This is a genomic window from Streptomyces sp. NPDC048506 (genome assembly GCF_040651315.1).
Taxonomy (GTDB): Bacteria; Actinomycetota; Actinomycetes; order Streptomycetales; family Streptomycetaceae; genus Streptomyces.
The window spans coordinates 26779-44755 of record NZ_JBEZIX010000067.1; the positions used below are offsets into that span (position 1 = coordinate 26779).

At 68.3% G+C, this 17977-nt stretch carries 21 protein-coding genes; 12 read left to right on the plus strand and 9 right to left on the minus strand.

All coding sequences use genetic code 11. From position 1 onward, the window contains the following. Positions 1-20 precede the first annotated feature (20 nt). The 4 genes from AB0C96_RS37585 to AB0C96_RS37600 form a co-directional block, all read right to left on the minus strand. On the minus strand, positions 21-395 hold the full coding sequence (locus AB0C96_RS37585; RefSeq protein ID WP_362924079.1) for a nuclear transport factor 2 family protein: 375 nt from the start codon (positions 393-395) through the stop codon (positions 21-23). Positions 396-408: 13 nt separating this feature from the next. Further along, the gene (locus tag AB0C96_RS37590) at positions 409-861 is read right to left on the minus strand and encodes a nuclear transport factor 2 family protein (RefSeq protein ID WP_362924081.1); all 453 of its coding nucleotides are present in this window, start codon (positions 859-861) and stop codon (positions 409-411) included. 34 nt (positions 862-895) lie between these two features. Further along, positions 896-2533, minus strand: a complete 1638-nt coding sequence (locus AB0C96_RS37595) for a thiamine pyrophosphate-binding protein (protein WP_362924083.1) — start codon at positions 2531-2533, stop codon at positions 896-898. An 88-nt stretch (positions 2534-2621) separates the two neighbouring features. Next, positions 2622-3443 (minus strand): type 1 glutamine amidotransferase domain-containing protein, encoded by an 822-nt coding sequence (locus AB0C96_RS37600; protein WP_362924085.1) that lies wholly within the window; start codon positions 3441-3443, stop codon positions 2622-2624. Between the two features lie 235 nt (positions 3444-3678). Between AB0C96_RS37600 and AB0C96_RS37605 the strand changes: the two genes are divergently transcribed. The 8 genes from AB0C96_RS37605 (at position 3679) to AB0C96_RS37640 (ending at position 9777) form a co-directional block, all read left to right on the plus strand. After that, positions 3679-4746, plus strand: a complete 1068-nt coding sequence (locus AB0C96_RS37605; protein WP_362924086.1) for an ankyrin repeat domain-containing protein — start codon at positions 3679-3681, stop codon at positions 4744-4746. Between the two features lie 12 nt (positions 4747-4758). Next, positions 4759-5067: a muconolactone Delta-isomerase family protein gene (locus AB0C96_RS37610; RefSeq protein ID WP_362924088.1), complete on the plus strand. Its 309-nt coding sequence runs from the start codon at positions 4759-4761 to the stop codon at positions 5065-5067. 47 nt (positions 5068-5114) lie between these two features. Then, positions 5115-5807 carry an EthD family reductase gene (locus tag AB0C96_RS37615; RefSeq protein ID WP_362924090.1) on the plus strand — a complete coding sequence of 231 codons (693 nt, stop codon included), beginning with the start codon at positions 5115-5117 and terminating at the stop codon, positions 5805-5807. After that, the gene (locus AB0C96_RS37620; protein WP_362924092.1) at positions 5804-6262 is read left to right on the plus strand and encodes a nuclear transport factor 2 family protein; all 459 of its coding nucleotides are present in this window, start codon (positions 5804-5806) and stop codon (positions 6260-6262) included. Before AB0C96_RS37615 ends, AB0C96_RS37620 begins: the two co-directional genes overlap by 4 nt. Further along, complete coding sequence (locus tag AB0C96_RS37625) at positions 6259-6681, plus strand: nuclear transport factor 2 family protein (RefSeq protein WP_362924094.1); 423 nt, start codon at positions 6259-6261, stop codon at positions 6679-6681. The genes AB0C96_RS37620 and AB0C96_RS37625 overlap by 4 nt, the downstream gene beginning before the upstream one ends. Continuing rightward, positions 6678-7574, plus strand: a complete 897-nt coding sequence (locus AB0C96_RS37630; protein WP_362924096.1) for an alpha/beta fold hydrolase — start codon at positions 6678-6680, stop codon at positions 7572-7574. The genes AB0C96_RS37625 and AB0C96_RS37630 overlap by 4 nt, the downstream gene beginning before the upstream one ends. A 119-nt stretch (positions 7575-7693) precedes the next feature. After that, positions 7694-7978: a UBP-type zinc finger domain-containing protein gene (locus tag AB0C96_RS37635; protein WP_362924098.1), complete on the plus strand. Its 285-nt coding sequence runs from the start codon at positions 7694-7696 to the stop codon at positions 7976-7978. Positions 7979-8106: 128 nt separating this feature from the next. Further along, entirely contained in the window at positions 8107-9777 is a 1671-nt protein-coding gene (locus AB0C96_RS37640; RefSeq protein WP_362924099.1) for an FAD-dependent oxidoreductase, read from the plus strand. Between the two features lie 31 nt (positions 9778-9808). Here the strand turns inward: AB0C96_RS37640 and AB0C96_RS37645 are convergent, their stop codons facing one another. The 5 genes from AB0C96_RS37645 to AB0C96_RS37665 all read right to left on the minus strand — a co-directional run bounded on the left by AB0C96_RS37645 (position 9809) and on the right by AB0C96_RS37665 (position 15014). Continuing rightward, complete coding sequence (locus tag AB0C96_RS37645) at positions 9809-11179, minus strand: hypothetical protein (RefSeq protein WP_362924101.1); 1371 nt, start codon at positions 11177-11179, stop codon at positions 9809-9811. A gap of 71 nt (positions 11180-11250) precedes the next feature. Continuing rightward, positions 11251-12615: a hypothetical protein gene (locus AB0C96_RS37650; RefSeq protein WP_362924103.1), complete on the minus strand. Its 1365-nt coding sequence runs from the start codon at positions 12613-12615 to the stop codon at positions 11251-11253. Positions 12616-12628: 13 nt separating this feature from the next. Continuing rightward, entirely contained in the window at positions 12629-13717 is a 1089-nt protein-coding gene (locus tag AB0C96_RS37655; protein ID WP_362924105.1) for a WXG100 family type VII secretion target, read from the minus strand. Then, positions 13714-14043: a hypothetical protein gene (locus AB0C96_RS37660; RefSeq protein WP_362924107.1), complete on the minus strand. Its 330-nt coding sequence runs from the start codon at positions 14041-14043 to the stop codon at positions 13714-13716. Before AB0C96_RS37660 ends, AB0C96_RS37655 begins: the two co-directional genes overlap by 4 nt. A 536-nt stretch (positions 14044-14579) precedes the next feature. Beyond that, on the minus strand, positions 14580-15014 hold the full coding sequence (locus AB0C96_RS37665) for a hypothetical protein (protein ID WP_362924109.1): 435 nt from the start codon (positions 15012-15014) through the stop codon (positions 14580-14582). A 210-nt stretch (positions 15015-15224) separates the two neighbouring features. On the opposite strand from AB0C96_RS37665, the gene AB0C96_RS37670 reads away from it, so the two are divergent. From AB0C96_RS37670 to AB0C96_RS37685, 4 genes are all read left to right on the plus strand, one after another. Beyond that, on the plus strand, positions 15225-15512 hold the full coding sequence (locus AB0C96_RS37670) for a hypothetical protein (RefSeq protein ID WP_362924111.1): 288 nt from the start codon (positions 15225-15227) through the stop codon (positions 15510-15512). A 427-nt stretch (positions 15513-15939) separates the two neighbouring features. After that, entirely contained in the window at positions 15940-16227 is a 288-nt protein-coding gene (locus AB0C96_RS37675) for a hypothetical protein (RefSeq protein WP_362924113.1), read from the plus strand. Beyond that, positions 16224-16358, plus strand: coding sequence for a hypothetical protein (locus AB0C96_RS37680; protein ID WP_362924114.1), 135 nt, complete (start codon positions 16224-16226; stop codon positions 16356-16358). Before AB0C96_RS37675 ends, AB0C96_RS37680 begins: the two co-directional genes overlap by 4 nt. Positions 16359-16571: 213 nt before the next feature. Further along, positions 16572-17198, plus strand: coding sequence for a hypothetical protein (locus AB0C96_RS37685; RefSeq protein ID WP_362924116.1), 627 nt, complete (start codon positions 16572-16574; stop codon positions 17196-17198). The last annotated feature ends 779 nt before the right edge of the window (positions 17199-17977 follow it).

The following is a 17977-nucleotide window of genomic DNA, read 5'->3' on the forward strand; positions in this document are numbered from 1 at the left end:
GCGTTCCGTGCAGGGGGGTGCTAGCTCTGGGAGAGCACCTGGAACGGCTGCGTGTCGTGGTGGTTGGCCAGGTAGGTGATGAGCCCGTTCTCGATGCGGAAGTAGTTCATGACGGCCGCCTCGATCGGCTTGCCGGAGGAGCTCCGCGCGGAGATGTGGGAGACCACGGCGGCCTCGTCGCCGTCGACCAGGAAGTGCGACGGGATGTTCTCGAAGGAGGAGTACAACTCCCCCATGCCGGCCATCATCGAGCGGAGCGTGTCGCGACCCTCGATCCGGCCGGCGAGCTGTTCGTCCATCACCATGTCGTCCGCGAACAGGTTGCACCAGCGGTGCCAGTCACCGGCGTTGGCGTAGAGGTAGTAACGGGCCAGCACATCGCGGGGGTCGATCACGTTCCCCAACTCCTCACAGGGCGGCGGAGCCCGGCATCGGCTCCAGCGCGTTGCAGATGTAGGTCTTGATCAGCGGGGCCCAGCTGCGTCGGCCGGTCGCCACGACCCAGGTCTGGTCGGCGTCGAAGCCGAGCCACTCGCTCCTGGCCGCCGGCGGTCTCCACGTCCTGGCCTGCCAGTTGACGTGGACGTGGACGCGGGCCTCGGCGCCGTCGATGACGACCTGGGTGTCGGTCACCGTGTGCCTCTCGTCGAAGAACCGGTACGAGACGGCCGCGTACCACTCGGCGAAGCCGGCGTGTCCCCGGAACGTGCCTTCGGGGAACCGCATCTCCAGCCCCTCGTCGACGACGAACTGCTTCATTTCGTCCAGGCCGTCGTGGCGGTCCAGTGCGGCGTACCACTGCTCGGCCAGTGCACGGACGGCCTGTTCGGTGAGCCCTCGGACGGCGGGGGCCTCCGGCATGACGGGACTCCTCGGGTGTCGGTCGGGGTGTCGGTCAGACCTGTAGGTCGACCAGGAAGGGCCCTGGCGCGGCGAGCATCCGCTCGACCGCCGCACCGGCTTCCTCGGGCTTCTCGACCCGCACCCCGTCGGCGCCCAGGGCGCGGGCCAGGTCGGCGAAGCGGATGTCGGGGCGGGACAGGTCGAAGGAGGACGGGAAGTCGTGCCGGGGGATGTCCCGTTCCTTCCAGTACTGCGCGATGTTGTCGTCGAGCAGCCGGTACTTCCGGTTGTTGCAGACCACGAACTTCGCCGCGACGGAGTACCGGGCGGCGGTCCACAGGGCCTGGTAGGTGTACATCGCGCCACCGTCGCCGGTGAAGCCGACAACGGTACGGGCGGGGTGGGCGAGCTTCGCTCCCACGGCGCCCGGGATGCCGACCCCGAGGGAGCCGCCGCGGGTGAGGAAGTAGTCGCCGGGCCGGTCCGGCGGCAGATGCCTGACCAGGGCGGGCGAGGAGGTGAGCGCCTCGTCGAACACGATGAGGTCGTCGCCCGCCCGACGGGCGAGCTCCTGCACGAAGCGCTCCAGCGTCGAGTCACCCGGGGCCACGTCGCACAGGCTCCGCTTCCGCTCTTGCTTCCGCACGGCCAACCGCTCGGCGGCCGACCGTCGTTGGCCGGTGCTCAGGCGGCCGCCGAGTTCGGCCGCGAGCGCCGTGAGCGCCGGCTTCGGGTCGGCCACCACACCGAGATCGACCGGGAAGTTCTTGGCGATCTCGTAGGAGTCGAGGTCGATGTGGACGATCCGGGCGTCCGGCCGGAAGGGACTGGTGAGCCGCGGGAAGACTTCGGGGAAGACGTACGTGCCGACGATCAGCACGGCGTCCGCCTCGGCCACCACGGCGGCGCTCCGCTCGCCGAACATATGGCCCAGCTGGCCCCGGTGGAGCGGATGCGAGGCCGGGAGGTTCACCTCGGAGGAGTCGACGCACCAGACGTCGGCCCCCAACAGCTCCGCCACCTCGGCCAGTTGCTGCTGTGCCCCGGCGAGGGAGACACCGTCGCCGGCCAGGATCAGCGGGCGCTCTCCGGCCGCCAGCAGCTGAGCGGCCCGGGTCACAGCCTCCGCAGGTGGCGCGGAGACCGTGACGGGAACGGTGGAAGCGATGACGGGCTCGTCATTGAGCTCGTCGAGCACGTCCATCGGCAGGGCGACGAAGACCGGGCCGCGCGGCGGGGTCATGGCGATCTTCACGGCCCGGCGCATCGCCCGCAGCACCGAGCGTGGGTCGGTCACCCGGGTCGCGTACTTGGTCACCGGGCGCGCCATGGCGACGAGATCGGCCGCCATCTGGGCGTCCATGGCGTCGTAACGCACCCCGGCGTCGCCGGCGATGGCGACGAGTGGGGTGTGCCCGCGCATCGACTGGTAGAGCATGCCGATCGCATTGCCCAGGCCGACCCCGCTGTGCAGCTGAAGCAGCGCCGCCCGGCCCGTCGCCCGCGCATAGCCGTCCGCGATTCCGGCCGCCACCGTCTCCTGGAGAGCCAGCACGTACCGGAACCCCGGGGTCTGTTCGGCCGCGTCGAGCAACCCCTGTTCCACGGTTCCGGGATTCCCGAACATGACGTCGAGGCCGTCGGCCTTGAATTGCTCGATGAGTTTGACGTTTCCTGACCTGCCAGCCACCGAATACTCCCTGCGGTTCGTTTTCCGGATCCGCTACAGGTTTTCCTACCGGTAGTTTCCTGTGCCCCGCTACGAACTCCCGATCGCGCTACCAGCCGAACCGGGTGAGCCCGTCCTCCAGCACCTCGACCATCTTCTGGCCGGTCAGGAAGGAATCGGGCGTGGAACGGCCGGTGATGAACGGGAAGTCGACGATCACCGAGAGCGGCTTTCCGAAGTTTCCGTGGTAGGCGCCGTCGGGGCCCGTCGCATCGCGCAGGATGTACTCCAGCGGGTACGGCGGCGGTCCCATGACGAAGTCGGTGCCGAGGAAGCCGGTGCCGTCCTTGTAGTCGTACTCCTTGCAGTGGCCGGTGACGTGCTTGCCCCGGATGATGCTCCTGCGGTCGTCCCAGTCGCGGGCGAAGGCGAGGCAGGCGACGCCGTAGCACTCGGCACCGACCGGCTTGCCGGCCCGGACGAACGCCAGGATCAGGTCGTGCAGCCGCTCGTTGTTGGCCAGGTCGACGATGGGCCCGCTGCCGCCGACGATGAGCAGCGCGTCGTACCGCCCCAGCTCGGTGTCGATCCGCTCCAGCGAGCGGTGGTACTGCTCCAGCTCGCGGAGGTAGTCGGGAGCGCTGGTGTACGGGCGCTCGGGGACCCAGCCGGCGAGGCTCAGCGGGTCGTCGAGCCGGTTGCCGCTCTCCACCTGACGGCCGAGTTCGGCCACTTCGGCGGTGGTCACACAACGGCCGAGCGGCGGGTCGACGTACTCCACGTCGAGGCTCGGCGGCAGGGCGTGCGCACGCTTTCCGGTGGGCGTCGCGAAGGTGATGCGATATCCGCGCTCGTCGAAAGCGCGGAGCGGGCCGACCAATTCCTCGGCCCAATATCCGTACTCGGAGAGAACAATCAGAATGTGCTTCACGCGAGTCCTCCGACGTGGTCGGTCGATGTCCGACAACGACATTGGGCCAGCGGCGAACACCTGTCAAAGGAAATCGGAAACAGTTTGTTAGGTGGTCACGACTTGGTGAGGTCGCGACCCGTCGGCGTCAGGACTCCGCAGTAACAAATGAGAGTCTGTCAGGTCGCCGCATGGAGTGCCGGCCGCCTGGCTAATCTCCGTTCGCCGACTCATGCCGAAAGAGGGCAGAAACAGGATGACAACTCCAACGCGCCAGGAATTCATAGCCGCGGTGCGCGACGGCGATACCGAAAGGGTCTCCGGGCTTCTCCACCTGGGGGCCGATCCGAGCACCCGTGACACCACCAGTGGGCTCACCGCCTTGATGATCGCGGCGGGCCGGGGGAACGCGGCAGCCGTACGGCTGCTCCTGACCGCCGGCGCGGACGTGTACACCGCGGACTCCCGCGGCGGCGGCACGGCCCTGCACAAGGCCGTCCAGGGTGGCGATCCCGAGACCGTGCGGGCACTGCTCGAAGCGGGGGCCTTCGTGGACGCCGTTGCGGCCACGACGGGACACACCCCTCTGATGGACGCCCTCTGGTACAAGTGGCCCGAGGTCGTGGCCGTGCTCCTGGACCACCAGGCGGGCCTGAACCTGTCGACGCACTACGGCTTCTCGATGCGTGAGCACTTCGCGTACGAGCTGAACGTCAACACCCGCGGCAAGGACAAACTGCTCGCCGCCGAACACCTGTTGAAGGACCGTACGCAGAGCGACACCTCCGCGGCGCAGGCGCAGAAGCTGATGGGCGCGGTGGTCGCCGGCGACCTCGCCGCGGTGCTGCGGCAGCTCTCCGAGGGCGCCGAGGTCGACGCCCGCTTCCCTGTGGTCAACGGCTTCAACGACGGCCACACCCCGCTGCTGGTGGCCTGCCGGGACGGTCACCAGGAGATCGCCCGTGAGCTGGTCGCGGCCGGCGCCGACGTCAACGCCACCGAACCGACCTTCGGCGCCGTGCCACTCCACAAGGCCGTCTACAACGGCCACGCCGGGATCACCGCCCTGCTGGTCGAGGCCCCCGGCATCGACCTGGACTTCCAGGGCATCACCAACGGCTACACCCCGCTGCACGACGCCCTCTGGCACGGCTACGAGGAGTGCGCGCAGGTCCTCATCAACGCCGGTGCGCGGCAGGACCTCGTCGGACACGACGGCAAGACGCCGGCCGACATCGCCCGCGAGACCTTCGGCGACACGCATCCGCTCACCCGCGTCCTGGCCACCGTCAGCAGGGCGGCCGCCGCCCTGCACTCCGCCTGACAAGGAGTCACCGTGCTGTTCTACGTGCAGATGAAGTGGAACCACGAAGGGCGCATCACCCTGGACGAGCTCTGGGACGTCGAGGCCCAGGAGGCGCTGCACGCCAAGGAGACGATCGAGTCCGGCATGGTCGTCGGCATCTGGAAGGTCGCCGCCCAGAAGCGGGTCATCGCGGTCGTGGACTGCGAGTCGGCCGAGGAGCTCGACCGGACCGCGCTCGGGCGGCTGCCCATGCGGGAGTACCTGGAGTTCGAGGTGGTCTGGCCGCTGCGCGACTACCTGGGCTTCGCCGACGACGTGAACGCCCACTACCAGGTCTGAGCCCACCACGGGGTCTGACGTTCCAGCCCTTCCCCAAGGAGAACCACGTGATCCACCAGCTCATCCTTGCCCACCCCAAGCCCGGCATGTCGGAGGAGGAGTTCCAGCGCTACTGGGTCGAGCAGCACGCGGTCCGGTACGCGGTCAAGATCCCGCAGATCAAGCGGTACTGCGTCGACACCCGCATCCCCCGGCCCGGCGACGAGGACGACCCGCTGTGGAGCGGGGTGGCCGAGATCTGGCTGGAGAACGAGCAGGAACAGCTCGCCTCCCTCCAGAGCCCGGAGTTCCTGGAGGGCGCGCGGCTGGACGAGCCCCGCTGGGCGGCCTTCTGGCGCACCGTGGTGCTGGACACCGACGCACACGTCGTCGTCCCCGGGAACGACGGCGACGGACCGGCGACCAAGGTGCTCATCCTCGTCAAGCGCCGCGAAGGCCTGCCACTTCGAGGGTTCAGGGAGCGCAGTCTGACGCGGCACGCCCGGCTGACCGAGAAGGTCCCGGGCCTGCGCAAGTACACCCAGAACCACACCCGTGACGCCTTCTACGGCGTGGGCGAGGCCGTACTGGACGCCGCGTACCAGCTCTGGTTCGACGACGTGGCCGCCTTCGAGACCGCGCGGGAGACGCCCGAGTACCGGGAGATGCTCGCCGACCTGAGCCTGTTCACCGAACCGCGCTACGTACACACCCTGCTGCTCAAGGAGAACTGGATCACCGGCCGCGAGGGCGCCCGATGAGCGACTCCGAACTCCGCGACCGCCTCGACATCATCGAGGTGTGCACCCGGATGTGCTGGCACACCGACAAGCGCGAATGGGATCTGCTGCGCTCGGCCGTCTTCGCGGAGAAGGTCCAGGTCGACTACACCAGCCTCAACGGCGGCGAGCCGGCCGAGGTGGCCGCGGACGAACTGGTCGGGGCCTGGCGGTCGTTGTTGTCCCGTCTGACCTCGACCCAGCACCTGCTCACCAACCACCTGGTGCACACCTCCGGCGACACCGCCGTCGCCACGGCCGACTTCCAGGCCACCCACCTGCTGCCCAACGCCCTCGGCGGCCCCCTGTGGACGCTCGGCGGGCACTACCGCTTCACCCTCCGCCGTACGGCCTCCGGATGGCGGATCGACGGGCTGACGATGACCACCGACTGGGCCACGGGCAACCGGCAGATCATGGAAAGGACCACGCGATGACCCGCTCCACCCGCGAGACCGCCGCCGGCTGGTTCTCCGCACTCACCAGTGGCGACGCCGCCCGGGCCGCGGAACATCTGGCCGACGACATCGAGTGGATCAACTACGCGCCGGTGCCCGGCTACAACGACCGCATGCCGTGGATCGGCACCTACCACGGCCCGGCGGCGGTGCTCGACAGCCTGAAGGTCTTCCTGGACATGGTCGAGGTCGGGAAGGAGGAACTCGTGGACCTCGTCGTCGAGGGCGACGAGGCGATCGGCATCCTGCACGAGAAGTCCGTGGTCAAGGAGACCGGCCAGAGCTTCGAGATCGACTTCATCCAGCACCTCACGGTGCGGGACGGGAAGATCGTGCGCTGGAAGTCGTACACCGACCCGTCCCAGATCCTGCGGGCGATCGACGGGAGGGCGGCATGACGCACACGGTTCGGACGGAGCGGGTCACCTTCGACAGCGACGGCGAGACCCTCGTCGGCACCCTGTACCGCCCCGACGGCCAGGACCTTCGGCCCGCGATCGTCGTCACGGGGTCCTGGACGACCGTCAAGGAACAGATGGCCGCGGTCTACGCCCAGCGGATGGCCGAGGCCGGTTTCACCGCGCTGGCCTTCGATTTCACGGGCTTCGGGGAATCCGGCGGTCGGCCCCGCCAACTGGAGTCCCCGGCCCGGAAGATCGGCGACATCCACAGCGCCTTCACCTTCCTCGCCCGGCACCCGGCCGTGGACGCCGGACGCCTCGGCGCCCTCGGCGTCTGCGCGAGCAGCGGATACACCGCCGTGAACGCCGCGGACGATCCACGCGTGCGCAGCCTGGCACTCATCGCGCCCTGGCTGCACGACGCCGACCTCGTACGGGACATCTACGGAGGAGCCGATGGGGTGCAGCAGAAGATGGTCCTCGGCCTCGACGCCCTCGCCCAGTACGAGAACGGGGCAGCCGCGCAGTACGTGCCGGCCGTCAGCACCACGGACCCCCAGGCCGCGATGTTCGGGCCCTTCGACTACTACCTGGACGAGAAGCGCGGGGCGGTGCCGTCCTGGGACAACCGGTTCGCCGTGATGTCCTGGCCGCAGTGGCTGACGTTCGACCCGCACCCGGCGGCTCCCCGCATCAAGGCGCCGACCGTGCTGGTGCACAGCCGGGACGGGGCGATACCCCAGGGCGCGGAGAAGTTCCACGCCGCCCTCGGCGGCCCGAAGCACCTCGTCTGGACCGGCGGTACCCAGTTCGACTTCTACGACCAGGACGCCAAGGTCACCGAGGCCGCCGGCGTCGCGGCCCGGCACTTCGCGGAGACCCTGACGTAGCACGGCCGACCGACCGCTGCTGCGGGGCACGGCGGTGCTCGACGAAGCGCACCGCCGTGCCCCGCCCCTCGCCCTGTTCCCGCCCCTGCCCGGGGCCCGGGGCCCCGACGGAGGCGCCCATGCCCACCTGCTCACACCTCGACCAGATCACCCCCGTGGCGGCCGGTGCGCCATCGGAAGGCTGCCAGGAGTGCCTGCGGTCCGGCGACGGATGGGTCCACCTGCGCCGCTGCCTCACCTGCGGCCACATCGGCTGCTGCGACTCCTCCCGTAACCGGCACGCCAACCGCCACTACGAGGCCACCCGGCACCCCGTCGTCGTCTCCCACCAGCCGGGCGAGGACTGGGGCTGGTGCTTCCCGGACCAGCTCTTCCTGGAGTTCGCCGAAGGGACGCTCGGATGACCCCGGCCCCGGCCCCGTCTCCGGCAACGGCTGCGACCGCGACCGCGACTGCGACTGCGACTGCGACTGCGACTGCGACTGCGACTGCGACTGCGACCGACGATGCACGCAAACCCGTGATCCTCGCGGTGGACGACGACCCCCAGGTGCTCCGCGCCGTACGCCGCGACCTGCGCAGCGCCTACGCCGACCGCTACCGGATCCTCGGCGCGTCCTCCGCCGGAGAGGCCCTGAAGGTCCTGGACGCACTGGACGAGCGGGGCCACGACCCGGCGCTCTTCCTCGTCGACCAGCGCATGCCGGACATGACCGGAGTGGACTTCCTCCTAGAGGCGGTCAGTCGCTTCCCCGACGCCCGCCGGGTCCTGCTCACCGCGTACGCCGAGACCGACGCCGCCATCACCGCCATTAACAAAGTCCGCCTCGACTACTACTTGATGAAACCCTGGGACCCACCCGCCGAACGCCTCTTCCCTGTCCTCGACGACCTGCTCTCCGACTGGCTCGCCGCCTACCGCCCCGCCTACCAGGGCATCCGCGTCGCCGGCCATGTCGTGTCGGCCCGCACCCACGCCGTACGCGACTTTCTCACCCGCAACGGACAGCCGTTCCTCTTCCTGAACGCAGCGACCGACCCCGAGGCCCAGCGCCTCCTCGACCAGCACCCCACCGCCACCACCGACCTCCCGCTCGTCGCCTTCCCCGACGGCACCGTGCTCTCGGCCCCCGACAACGCCCAACTCGCCGACCGGCTCGGCCTCTCCACCACCGCCTCCCGTCCGCACTACGACACCGTCATCGTCGGTGCGGGACCGGCCGGTCTGGCCGCGGGCGTCTACGCGGCCTCTGAAGGGCTCTCCACCCTCCTCCTGGACGCCGACTCCCCCGGCGGACAGGCAGGAACCTCCAGCCTCATCGAGAACTACCTCGGCTTCCCCGCCGGGCTGTCGGGCGGCGACCTGACCCGACGCGCGGTCAGCCAAGCAGGCCGTTTCGGCGCCGAGTTGCTCCATCCCGTAGAGGTTGTCGGACTGCGCCGGGCCGACCCCGCCCGCATCATCACCCTCGCCGACGGCTCCGAAATCAGCGCCGAGACCGTACTGCTCTCCACCGGAGTGTCGTACAACCGCCTGGACGTCCCCGGAGCGGACCGCTTCGAAGGCGAGGGCCTCTACTACGGCGCCGCGACGACCGAGAGCAGCTCCTGCATCTCCCACCACGTCTTCATCATCGGCGGTGCGAACTCGGCCGGTCAGGCCGCCATCCACTTCGCCAAGTACGCGGCCAACGTCACCGTCCTCGTACGCGCCGACTCGCTGGAAGCCGGCATGTCCCAGTACCTCGTCGACGAGATCCACCGGACCCCCAACATCGAAGTACGGCTGAGCACCCGGGTCCTCGCCCTCGACGGCGACCGGCACCTGGAACGCATCACGCTCGTGAACGACCGCACCGGAGCCGAAACCGAAGAAGCGGCGCGCTTCATCTTCACCTTCATCGGAGCAAGGCCGTGCACCGGCTGGCTAGCAGGTGTCGTGGAGTGCGACGAGCGCGGCTTCGTCCTCACCGGCCCCGACCTCCTGCGTCCCGCCAATCCGTCTGCCCCTTTCTCCTGGCCGCTGGAACGCGACCCCCTGCTGCTGGAGACCAGCGTGCCAGGGGTGTTCGCGGCCGGCGACGTACGAGCCCAGTCGATCAAACGGGTGGCCTCCGGCGTGGGCGAGGGCGCAATGGCGGTGGCGCTCATCCACCGCTACCGGGCGGCAGGCGGAAGCGGCCGACCGGAGCGGCGCCGATGAACGACGAGCAGCTCACTGGCGACCGTCTCCGTCATGTCTGCTGCACCAACTGGCGCAAATAGCGGGTACGCCGACGCCCGATCGCCAGCACCCCCACGAGCGGCCCGGCCCCGGCGACCAGAAGGCACGCGGTGCGCAGCACCCCGTTGTCCTGTCCGATCCCCGATACCAGCAGCACCACGGCGAGGAAGGCGGCACCGAAGCAGATAGCGCCCGGTGTGTGCACCTGTGGCTGCCACACCGCGTACGGGCCCACAGGGCGACTCCTTTTCGCATCGGAGAAGGGGCCGGAGACCGGCTCACCCGCCGCGGCGTCCGAGGGCGTACCGATGAGTGTCGCTCCCCGTATGTACCGGCCGTCGTCCAGGACCAGCAGGGCGGGGGCGGACCATTCGGGCCGGTCTCCCTCTCTGGGCGTCCAGTACAGCCGACCCTGGCCGTCCTTGAACGCCGCGGCGAGCGGGACGGGGTCGAGGCACCGTTCGAGCAGCAGATCACGGCCTCCGCTCGACGAGGCGAGACGCAGCGAGGGCGTCAGGGTCGGCATGGGGCGCCGGGCGGTGTCGAGAGAGGCGGGGCGCAAGAGCCGGTTGCCCGCACCGGCGCCGGTGATGCGGACCCGAAGCATCCGGGTTTTACCGGCACCGAAAACGCCCACCGAGCCGCGGGTGACGACGCGGGTGCACAAGGCCCCTCCGACGCAGAGCAGAACAAAAGAGCCGCTGATCCCCAGCACCGTGAGCTCCCGCGGCCCGGCGGGCCCGCCGAGAAGCGAGCGCAGCTCGGCGCGGCTGTCCATGATGACCCCGGCAGCGGGGTCGCCCGGAGCGTACAGGCCCGGGGACCGGTCGCCCGGGCGCGGCGACTCGGGGGTCTTCACCGTTCCCTCGAGCCACAGCGTCTCCTTCCCCGACCGGCCGCCGCCCAGGGCGGTCGCCGCGACCTCGGACTCGTATTGCCGGGAGTTCCTGCCGGTCTTCAGGACGGAGTGGTGGACCTGAGTGATGGTCACCTCCCCGATACGCGGACCATGGGCAGTGATGGCGGCCAGCTGTGGCGTGCTCTCCTTCGTCAAGAAGGACAGCATGACCAACGGGAGCGTCAGCGCCACCAGGGCCAGTACGACGAGCGCGGACCGGCTCTCGGGCCACCACCGGGTCCTACGCCGCTCCACCGGGACGGGCCGGACCCTGGCGGACACCGTGCGCTCCGCGTCTGCCAGCCCGCTGCGCGCCCGCAGCCACCACGTCAGGACCGCTGCGGCGGACACTGCCAGGCACGCCAGCAGATCCCAGCGCGGATACGGGGCGACCATGCGCACCACCAGACAGACCACGAACGCGGCAGCGCCCGCCCAGGCCACCGCGGCGGCTGCCGCCACCGCGCGATCTCGTTCCCTCACCCGAATACGCTTCTTCCTCTTGGTCACCTTCGACGCCGTGGTTACCGCGAGCCGGGGCCCGTTCCGCCGTCTCAGCCCGGCTCGCCCGCCAACCGCCGCAGGGAGACCGTGCGCCGCCGCTGAATCAGCAGGAACCCCGCCAATGGTCCTCCCACGGCCGCCGCAAAACACGTGCCCAACAGTTGCCCACCGTCGTAGCCGACCCCGGCGACGATCAGGCATACGGCGAGGAAGCCGAGCCCGAACCCGTACATCCCCGGTCCGTGCACGGCCGGCTGCCACAGCGCGTACGGTCCGACCGCGCGCAGCGGACGGGCGTCCGGGAGAGGACCGTCCACCGGCTCGCCCTGAGGAAGCTCCGCAGCACTTCCCGGGGGAGTCAGCCCGTAGACGTACCGGTCGTCGTCAAGGACGAGCAGGGCCCTGACACACCAGTCCGGTGGATGCTCCTCAAGTGGCGCCCAGTAGAGCCACCCGGCCCGGCCTTCGAGGGCTGCGGCAAGAGCTTGCGGGTCCAGGCACCGGTCGATGAACAGCTCACGTGTGCCTTCGGGGGAGGAAAGGCGCAGGGCGGGGGACAGCTTGGTATGGGGGTCGCGGGAGGACTTCTTGGGATCGGGTGCCGCGAGGCATTGTCCGGCGGCCGCACCCGCGATGTGGACACGTAGCCTGCGCCCCGGTCTGTCGCCGAGCACGGACCGGAGAGTCATCGGTTCGGCCCCGGACTTGACCCCTACGAGGAACAGGGCAATGGGGATGGCGCCGACGAGGGCCAGGAGGCCAATCTCGCGCGGTGCGGCCGGGCCTCCCACGAGGGAAGCGAGCTCCTCACGGCCGTTCAGGATGATTCCCAGGGACGGGGCATCCGGGGCGTAGAGCCCACCCGTGAGCCGGTGACCGGTAGTCAACCGGTCGGGTGTGGTCACCGTCCCTTTCAAGCGCAGTGCCTTGCCGTGCTTGGCGGGTCCCGGAGCCTCGACGGTGACCACGGATATGTACGTCGTACCGGTCTTGGACCGATTCCGGTGTGAGTGATGGATTTTCGTGATCGTGACGGGTGCGATGCGGTAGTCGTGCCGGGTAATGGCTGCCAGTTGAGGAGTGTTGTCCAGCGTCGAAAGACCCAGGAGCACGAGTGGCATGAACAAAGCCCAGACACCGAGTGTCGTGTATATGCCGCGCGCCGGTGGCCACCACCAGCTGCCCTGCTTCGGCCCGAGTGCCGGGGATCCGGCCCATCCCAGCCGGGAACTCCACCGTCCGGTCGCCCGCAGCCACCACGCCAGGAACGCCACAGCGGAGAACGCCAGACATGCCAGCAGATCCCAGCGCGGATACGGTGCGACCTTCCGCACCAGCAGGCAGATCAGGAACGCCGCGGCGCCGGCCCACGCCAGCACCGACGCCACAGCGGTTCCACGGTCCCGCTCTCTCATCCGAAAACATCCTTCACCCGAAAACGTCCTTCACTGACCCCTTCTTCGGGCCCTGTGGCGTGTCGGCGGCCTTGCTCTCCGTCGCGTCCTCCGGGGGGAACATGGCGTTGTGCAGCTCGCTGCCGATGGCTCCGGCGCCACCGTAGATGATTCCCTGGGCCGGACCCTCGACCGCGAAGTGCGGGCCCTCCCGGCCAGGTGGCAGCTGTGTGTTCGCACCGTGTACGGCAGCGCCTCCCGCACCACCGCCGACCCCGTTGACCCCTAGATCCCACAGCATGTCGCGACCACTGACGTCGTTCGACGGGTCGTTGTCGAGGTTCTTCGTCCCATCGACAGCAAGCCCGCCGACCATGCTTCCCGTTGCGCCGCCCGCTATGTCACCGAGCAGCGGCCGGCCAACTTTGCCCAGTCCGCGGGCGACCGCGAGCCCGGGTCCGGTACCGGCCAGGGACGAGAGGCCGCCTTGCCATGTCGCGTCCCACAAGTTGGTGTCCTGCCCGGTGAGGGTGTTGGTAATGACGGTGCCGCCGGTATTGCTGGCCCAGTTGACCAGGACGTTCTTCAGAAAGCGGTGTTCTTTCGCCAGCCGGGAGACGGTTTTGAATGCCTGACCAACCTTTCGGAGGATGGTGCCGAGCGTCTTGGCGAGTTTGGCGGCCCGGGCGGCCAGCTGGGCTGCTCGGGCGGCCCCCGCGGCCGCCGAGAAGCCCATGGTCAGAAAGGACATGCCGACCGAGATACCGATGGAGATACCGATCTCCAGGTAGATCTCGTGGATCTCGTCGTTGATCTCCTCAATGGCATCTGCCGCCTCATCAAGGCTCTTTGCCGCCTGCGGCAATTGCGGCAGGGACTTGTCCATCCCCGCATTGAGGTTCTTCCAGTGTTCCGCGAAGGAGTCGGCCGCCGCACCTCGCCACCCGGAATCCAGGGTCCGCTGCACGTCGCGGTCCAGCGCCTGAAACATGGACTGGAGGTTGTCGTGGAGGTCCCGCCAGCCCTTGGCAGCCGCGCGGAGGGTGTCCGGATCACCGCCAGGATTGATGATCTCCAGGCCGGCCTCGAAGACCTGCTCCGCTACGGACTCGTCACCGCTCATGCGTGACGCCCCTGGTCGAAACCGGTCGACAAGGACTCGTCCGTCGCCGTGGCGTTCTGCTGAACCTGGCGCAGCCCCTGGCTGATCTGGTCGAGGTGCTTGCGCAGCTCGTTCAGCGTCTCCACCATGTCGGTGGACATCTCGATGTATGCCGAGGTGACTTCCTCGGATTCGGTGAGAACGCCGAATCCGTCATGAATGACCTCGGCGTCGGTCATCCCCTGGAACTCCTTGATATAGCTCTCCAGGTCCGAACCGTGGCTCTCGAAGCTCTTCGACAGCCTGGAGAGAGCCGCCGCATCCACGAACGACTCGTTTTCAGACATGAGTCACCCCTTATCACTCCCGAAACCGCCGACGGCATCATGCTGCCGTGGTTCCGGCATCGTGGTGAGGACCGTCGTGCTGGCCGAGCCTAAGGAAAGATGATCACTGGAAGACTGGCCGGAAGATTTCTTGTCACGTTCTTGTTGGACTCTTTATGCAGGGGGAGTTGAGGGGCGAGGCAGGGTGGGTGGCTTCGCCGTCTCGTTTGCCGAGGCCTTCCGCGCTCGGGCGTCCGTCTGCCGGACTCCTCTGCGTTTACGGGCGGTGCGGGGGCGCATCAGGGCGAACCGCCGCGGCTGGCTACCCGCAGTGCCGGAGGGCAGGAGTTCGCCACTTTCCCCGCCGTTGGGACCACGCCCTGCCCGGGATGCGGCTCGGACGGAGGACAGCCATCCCGGCAGCACGATCCGCGCCACCATCCGATCGGACAAGTGCGATCCCGTGTCCTGGGCTGGACGTTCGTTGGAAGTTCTCCTCTGGTGCGGTAGCTCTCTTCTCCTTGGAGGCAGCGGCACGGCATGCCGTTGCAGTCCGGTCACTCCGGGATGACGTCCTCAACGACGGTCTCGGCGAACCACCGGCGCCCCTCGTTGCCGAACACCTCAGCCCGCAGTCCCTCTTCCCCTGCAATACGGGCCGCACGGGTGTGGGAGATGCTGTCGCCGCGTTCGGCCCCCACGCCGCGTGACGGCATGGCGGAGCCGGGGACCGCCCTGCCGTGCGCATCCGCCAGTTTCAGATAGCCGACGGACCTGTTCCTGCCCTGCACCGTGTACGTGCCGACGACCTCAGCCCGCACAGTCCGGCCATCGCGCTCGAGCAGATATCCCTCATAGGCGCCGGCCCCGGCAGCCAAGGAGGCCAGGGGAAGGACGAAGACAAAGAACAGCACCAACGCGGCCAGCCCCTTCACCCGGCCCATCGGCAGCACCGAAACGATGAGGCCGAGGAGGCACAGCACTGCGAACACCGACGACTGCGGTCCTGGTCAGCGCAGCCCTGCCCCCTGCAAAACCACTTCACTGCACAGGAGCCGGCGTATCGTGGTCGAGGAAGCAAGCCCAGCACTTGCACTTCTCGCAGTTGACGGCAATCCACTTACCCACTGCCCTGCCTTGCGCAACACCCCTGGTCCATTGATGTCGCCCCGAGTTGCTGAGAGTTGCTGAGGAACCAGACCATGGAGAATGACGATGAGCCGGTCTTCAAGAGGAGCACGTGGGGAACGAACCGGTATGTCTACAACCCCAACAACCCCGTGGGACTTGCGCTGATCGTGATCAGCCTGATCTTCGCGGTGATGATGATGGTGCTCATGCAGAAGCATGCGGGTCCCTTCGCGCCGCCTCCTGATCCCACGCCATGGAGTCCACCGCCGCTTGACGACGAACCCTGGCCGACTCCCGCGCCCGGAGGCACTCCGCGCGTCGGGGACACACCTTCACCAGCGCAACAGACAGGGCCGTGACGCGCCTCCTTGGCGGACGACCAGGGAAGACCGTGCAGGCGGCGATGAGGCCAACCGCGCACGTACGAGGCCTTGCTGCGGACGAGCACGAGTAGGCCGCCACCAGAAGCGCATGCGGCGACCTGGCAGGAGCCGTTCGGGCACCCCAGCTGCGCAGACCGCTTCAGCAGCCTGTTTCCTCCGACCTGCGCCGGCGCACAGCGCCCACCCCCTGCGCGCCCCGACAACTGGACCCGGCCGTATGCAGCACTCTCGGCATAAAGGTTCCGACAAGAACACCCAGGGCCACCTTCGTCAAGATCACCGCACTTCTAGGATCCGTTGCCATGGCCATTTTTGGCACCGCACACTCGCCGCTCATTGCAGCAGATGGGGGATACCCATGCCAGAAAATGATTCGTTAGTGGATGCGGCGACACTGGCGAGAGTGGCAGAGACCTTAAAGAAAGCACACAGGCCGACCCCGGAACGGCATATCGGGCAGTTCCCGGAAAACACCGACTCCGACGTGAAGCATGACAGGTCCGGCCAGTCGGCCGAATCCGAGGAATTCATATCCGCGCACATCGAAATGTCCAACGTAATGGTCGGGTCACTCAATGCCCTGCGGCGGTACGTGGAACACAGCGCCGCCGAACCGCGCACTTACCAGCACAACGCCGCAGAGACCGACGAGCCCATAACTACCGGATTCCACCAGGAGCGTCACACATGAGCGGTGACGAGACGACAGGTTGGCGGGTGCACCGTTGGCGGCGCGCGACGACGACCTTCGACAATGGCCCCAAGTCGGTCGACTTCGCCACGAACAGCGTCGCCAATCGGCGTGACAAGCGCAGCTGGTGATACCGCCGGTCACCAGTGTTGACCCGCACGTGCCTGCGAGGCCGGGGAGAACGGTAACTTCTCGGTCGGCAGCACAGCCGGCACTGTTTACGGGACAGGCGCAGCACTGCCCGCCTGCTGACATGACACCGGCCACTGACACGTCAGAACTGCTGCCGGGAGCACACCGGGAGCAACGAAAGCGGCACTACTGCAAGAGGAGGTCGGCCTCATATGCAAGACGCCGACATAGTCGCTCGTTTCGACGGACGGCCCACGGTGAAACTGACCTTCAGCGGCTTCCAGACCTCCCGGGCCGACCGCGCTGTGTGGATCGGCTCAGAGCTCGGATACGAACTCGACGGATACGAGTCCTATGGACGTGGCGGCGACTTCCGTTTGACGCTGACCCGCGACGACAGCCCACCGGCAAGGCGTCGGGCCATGGCCACACTGGCACGGATGCAGTCCACAGGCAGCTGGCTTCCCTACGCACCCCCTTGGGTTGTGACGATGCCCTACGATCCTGCGTACATCCATCCGGAGCGCGCCGCGCGGGTTCGCAGGAACCTCAAGGCATACGAGGGCTGGCACCCATCCCAGCTCATCATCAGCTGCTGCGTCGCCGCCGCCGTCCTCCTTCCGTTCGCCTGGCTTGCCCGCAGCTCCCTGGCACTCACTGTGCTGGCGATCGTGGGCGGCTTCCTGTGTCTCACAGCAGCCGTCATCGGGCCCCGTTACATCAAGAACTGGCAGCGGAAGAACCTGGAGCTGCTCGAACGTTTCCGTCAGCAGCAAGCCGCACAGTTCCCTGTCCCCCCTCCCCCGCCAGCTGCCAACCAGGGACGCAGTCTGACGTGACGGCAGGTCGACGAGGGCTCCATGCGTGCAAGCCGGCCTCACGTCGCCCACCCTGCCGGCGCTGGCGCGGCACTGTGACCGGCGGTCTCCCCTGCGTACCTCAACGGGCAGGTCAACCGGTGGCGAAGGCCCGCCGGCTCCGCCCCGGCCAGGTCGAGCGGCTGGTCGCCGACCACGTCCTGGGCGCAGGGCTCACGGCGACTGGGTGGTATCCCCGGAATGCCCGGCGGGCCTGTAGATCAGGATGTCCTATCGCCATCTCTTCCCGGTCGTTGCCTGTGAGTGGTGTACGCAGCTGGGCGGAAGAGCTGGAGGGGGCGGTGGAGCGTAACCGGCTGCCGCGGTGGAACGGAGCCCCGGGGCCTGGGAAGCGCCGGCAGTAAACATTCACAGTGCCATCGGCGGAGCCAACCCCTTGAGCCGCTCAGTGCGCACCACCCAGTTGAGGAGGAGCCCCACCGGGATCAACAGCGGAGCCCCGTGAACGATCGCGAGTTGAAGCCCCGCATCGACACCGGCGACAGCGCCCACCGACACCGCGCACACCCAGCAGCGCCAGGCCAAAGCACAACGTCCCGGCCAGGACCGGCTGTGGACGCAGCACGGCAGGCTCCATCGGTCGTACCTCCGGCCAGTGTTGCGGGTCCGGGTCATGGAATTGTTCGCCCTGTGGCAGGGGAGCGTTACTGACTTCGGCTGGTCAGGGTGATGTTGGGATGTCGAGGGCGAGGCCGGTTCCTGCTATGAAGCCGTCGAGGGTGTCGGGCCGGTACTGGAGG

What these genes read in the sequence shown, in the direction of transcription:
- AB0C96_RS37590 (WP_362924081.1), bottom strand. Translation starts at nt 861, where the DNA reads ATGCCGGAGGCCCCCGCCGTCCGAGGGCTCACCGAACAGGCCGTCCGT.
- AB0C96_RS37635 (WP_362924098.1), top strand. Translation starts at nt 7,694, where the DNA reads ATGCCCACCTGCTCACACCTCGACCAGATCACCCCCGTGGCGGCCGGT.
- AB0C96_RS37655 (WP_362924105.1), bottom strand. Translation starts at nt 13,717, where the DNA reads ATGAGCGGTGACGAGTCCGTAGCGGAGCAGGTCTTCGAGGCCGGCCTG.
- AB0C96_RS37685 (WP_362924116.1), top strand. Translation starts at nt 16,572, where the DNA reads ATGCAAGACGCCGACATAGTCGCTCGTTTCGACGGACGGCCCACGGTG.
- AB0C96_RS37680 (WP_362924114.1), top strand. Translation starts at nt 16,224, where the DNA reads ATGAGCGGTGACGAGACGACAGGTTGGCGGGTGCACCGTTGGCGGCGC.
- AB0C96_RS37660 (WP_362924107.1), bottom strand. Translation starts at nt 14,043, where the DNA reads ATGTCTGAAAACGAGTCGTTCGTGGATGCGGCGGCTCTCTCCAGGCTG.
- AB0C96_RS37620 (WP_362924092.1), top strand. Translation starts at nt 5,804, where the DNA reads ATGAGCGACTCCGAACTCCGCGACCGCCTCGACATCATCGAGGTGTGC.
- AB0C96_RS37670 (WP_362924111.1), top strand. Translation starts at nt 15,225, where the DNA reads ATGGAGAATGACGATGAGCCGGTCTTCAAGAGGAGCACGTGGGGAACG.
- AB0C96_RS37625 (WP_362924094.1), top strand. Translation starts at nt 6,259, where the DNA reads ATGACCCGCTCCACCCGCGAGACCGCCGCCGGCTGGTTCTCCGCACTC.
- AB0C96_RS37605 (WP_362924086.1), top strand. Translation starts at nt 3,679, where the DNA reads ATGACAACTCCAACGCGCCAGGAATTCATAGCCGCGGTGCGCGACGGC.
- AB0C96_RS37630 (WP_362924096.1), top strand. Translation starts at nt 6,678, where the DNA reads ATGACGCACACGGTTCGGACGGAGCGGGTCACCTTCGACAGCGACGGC.
- AB0C96_RS37650 (WP_362924103.1), bottom strand. Translation starts at nt 12,615, where the DNA reads ATGAGAGAGCGGGACCGTGGAACCGCTGTGGCGTCGGTGCTGGCGTGG.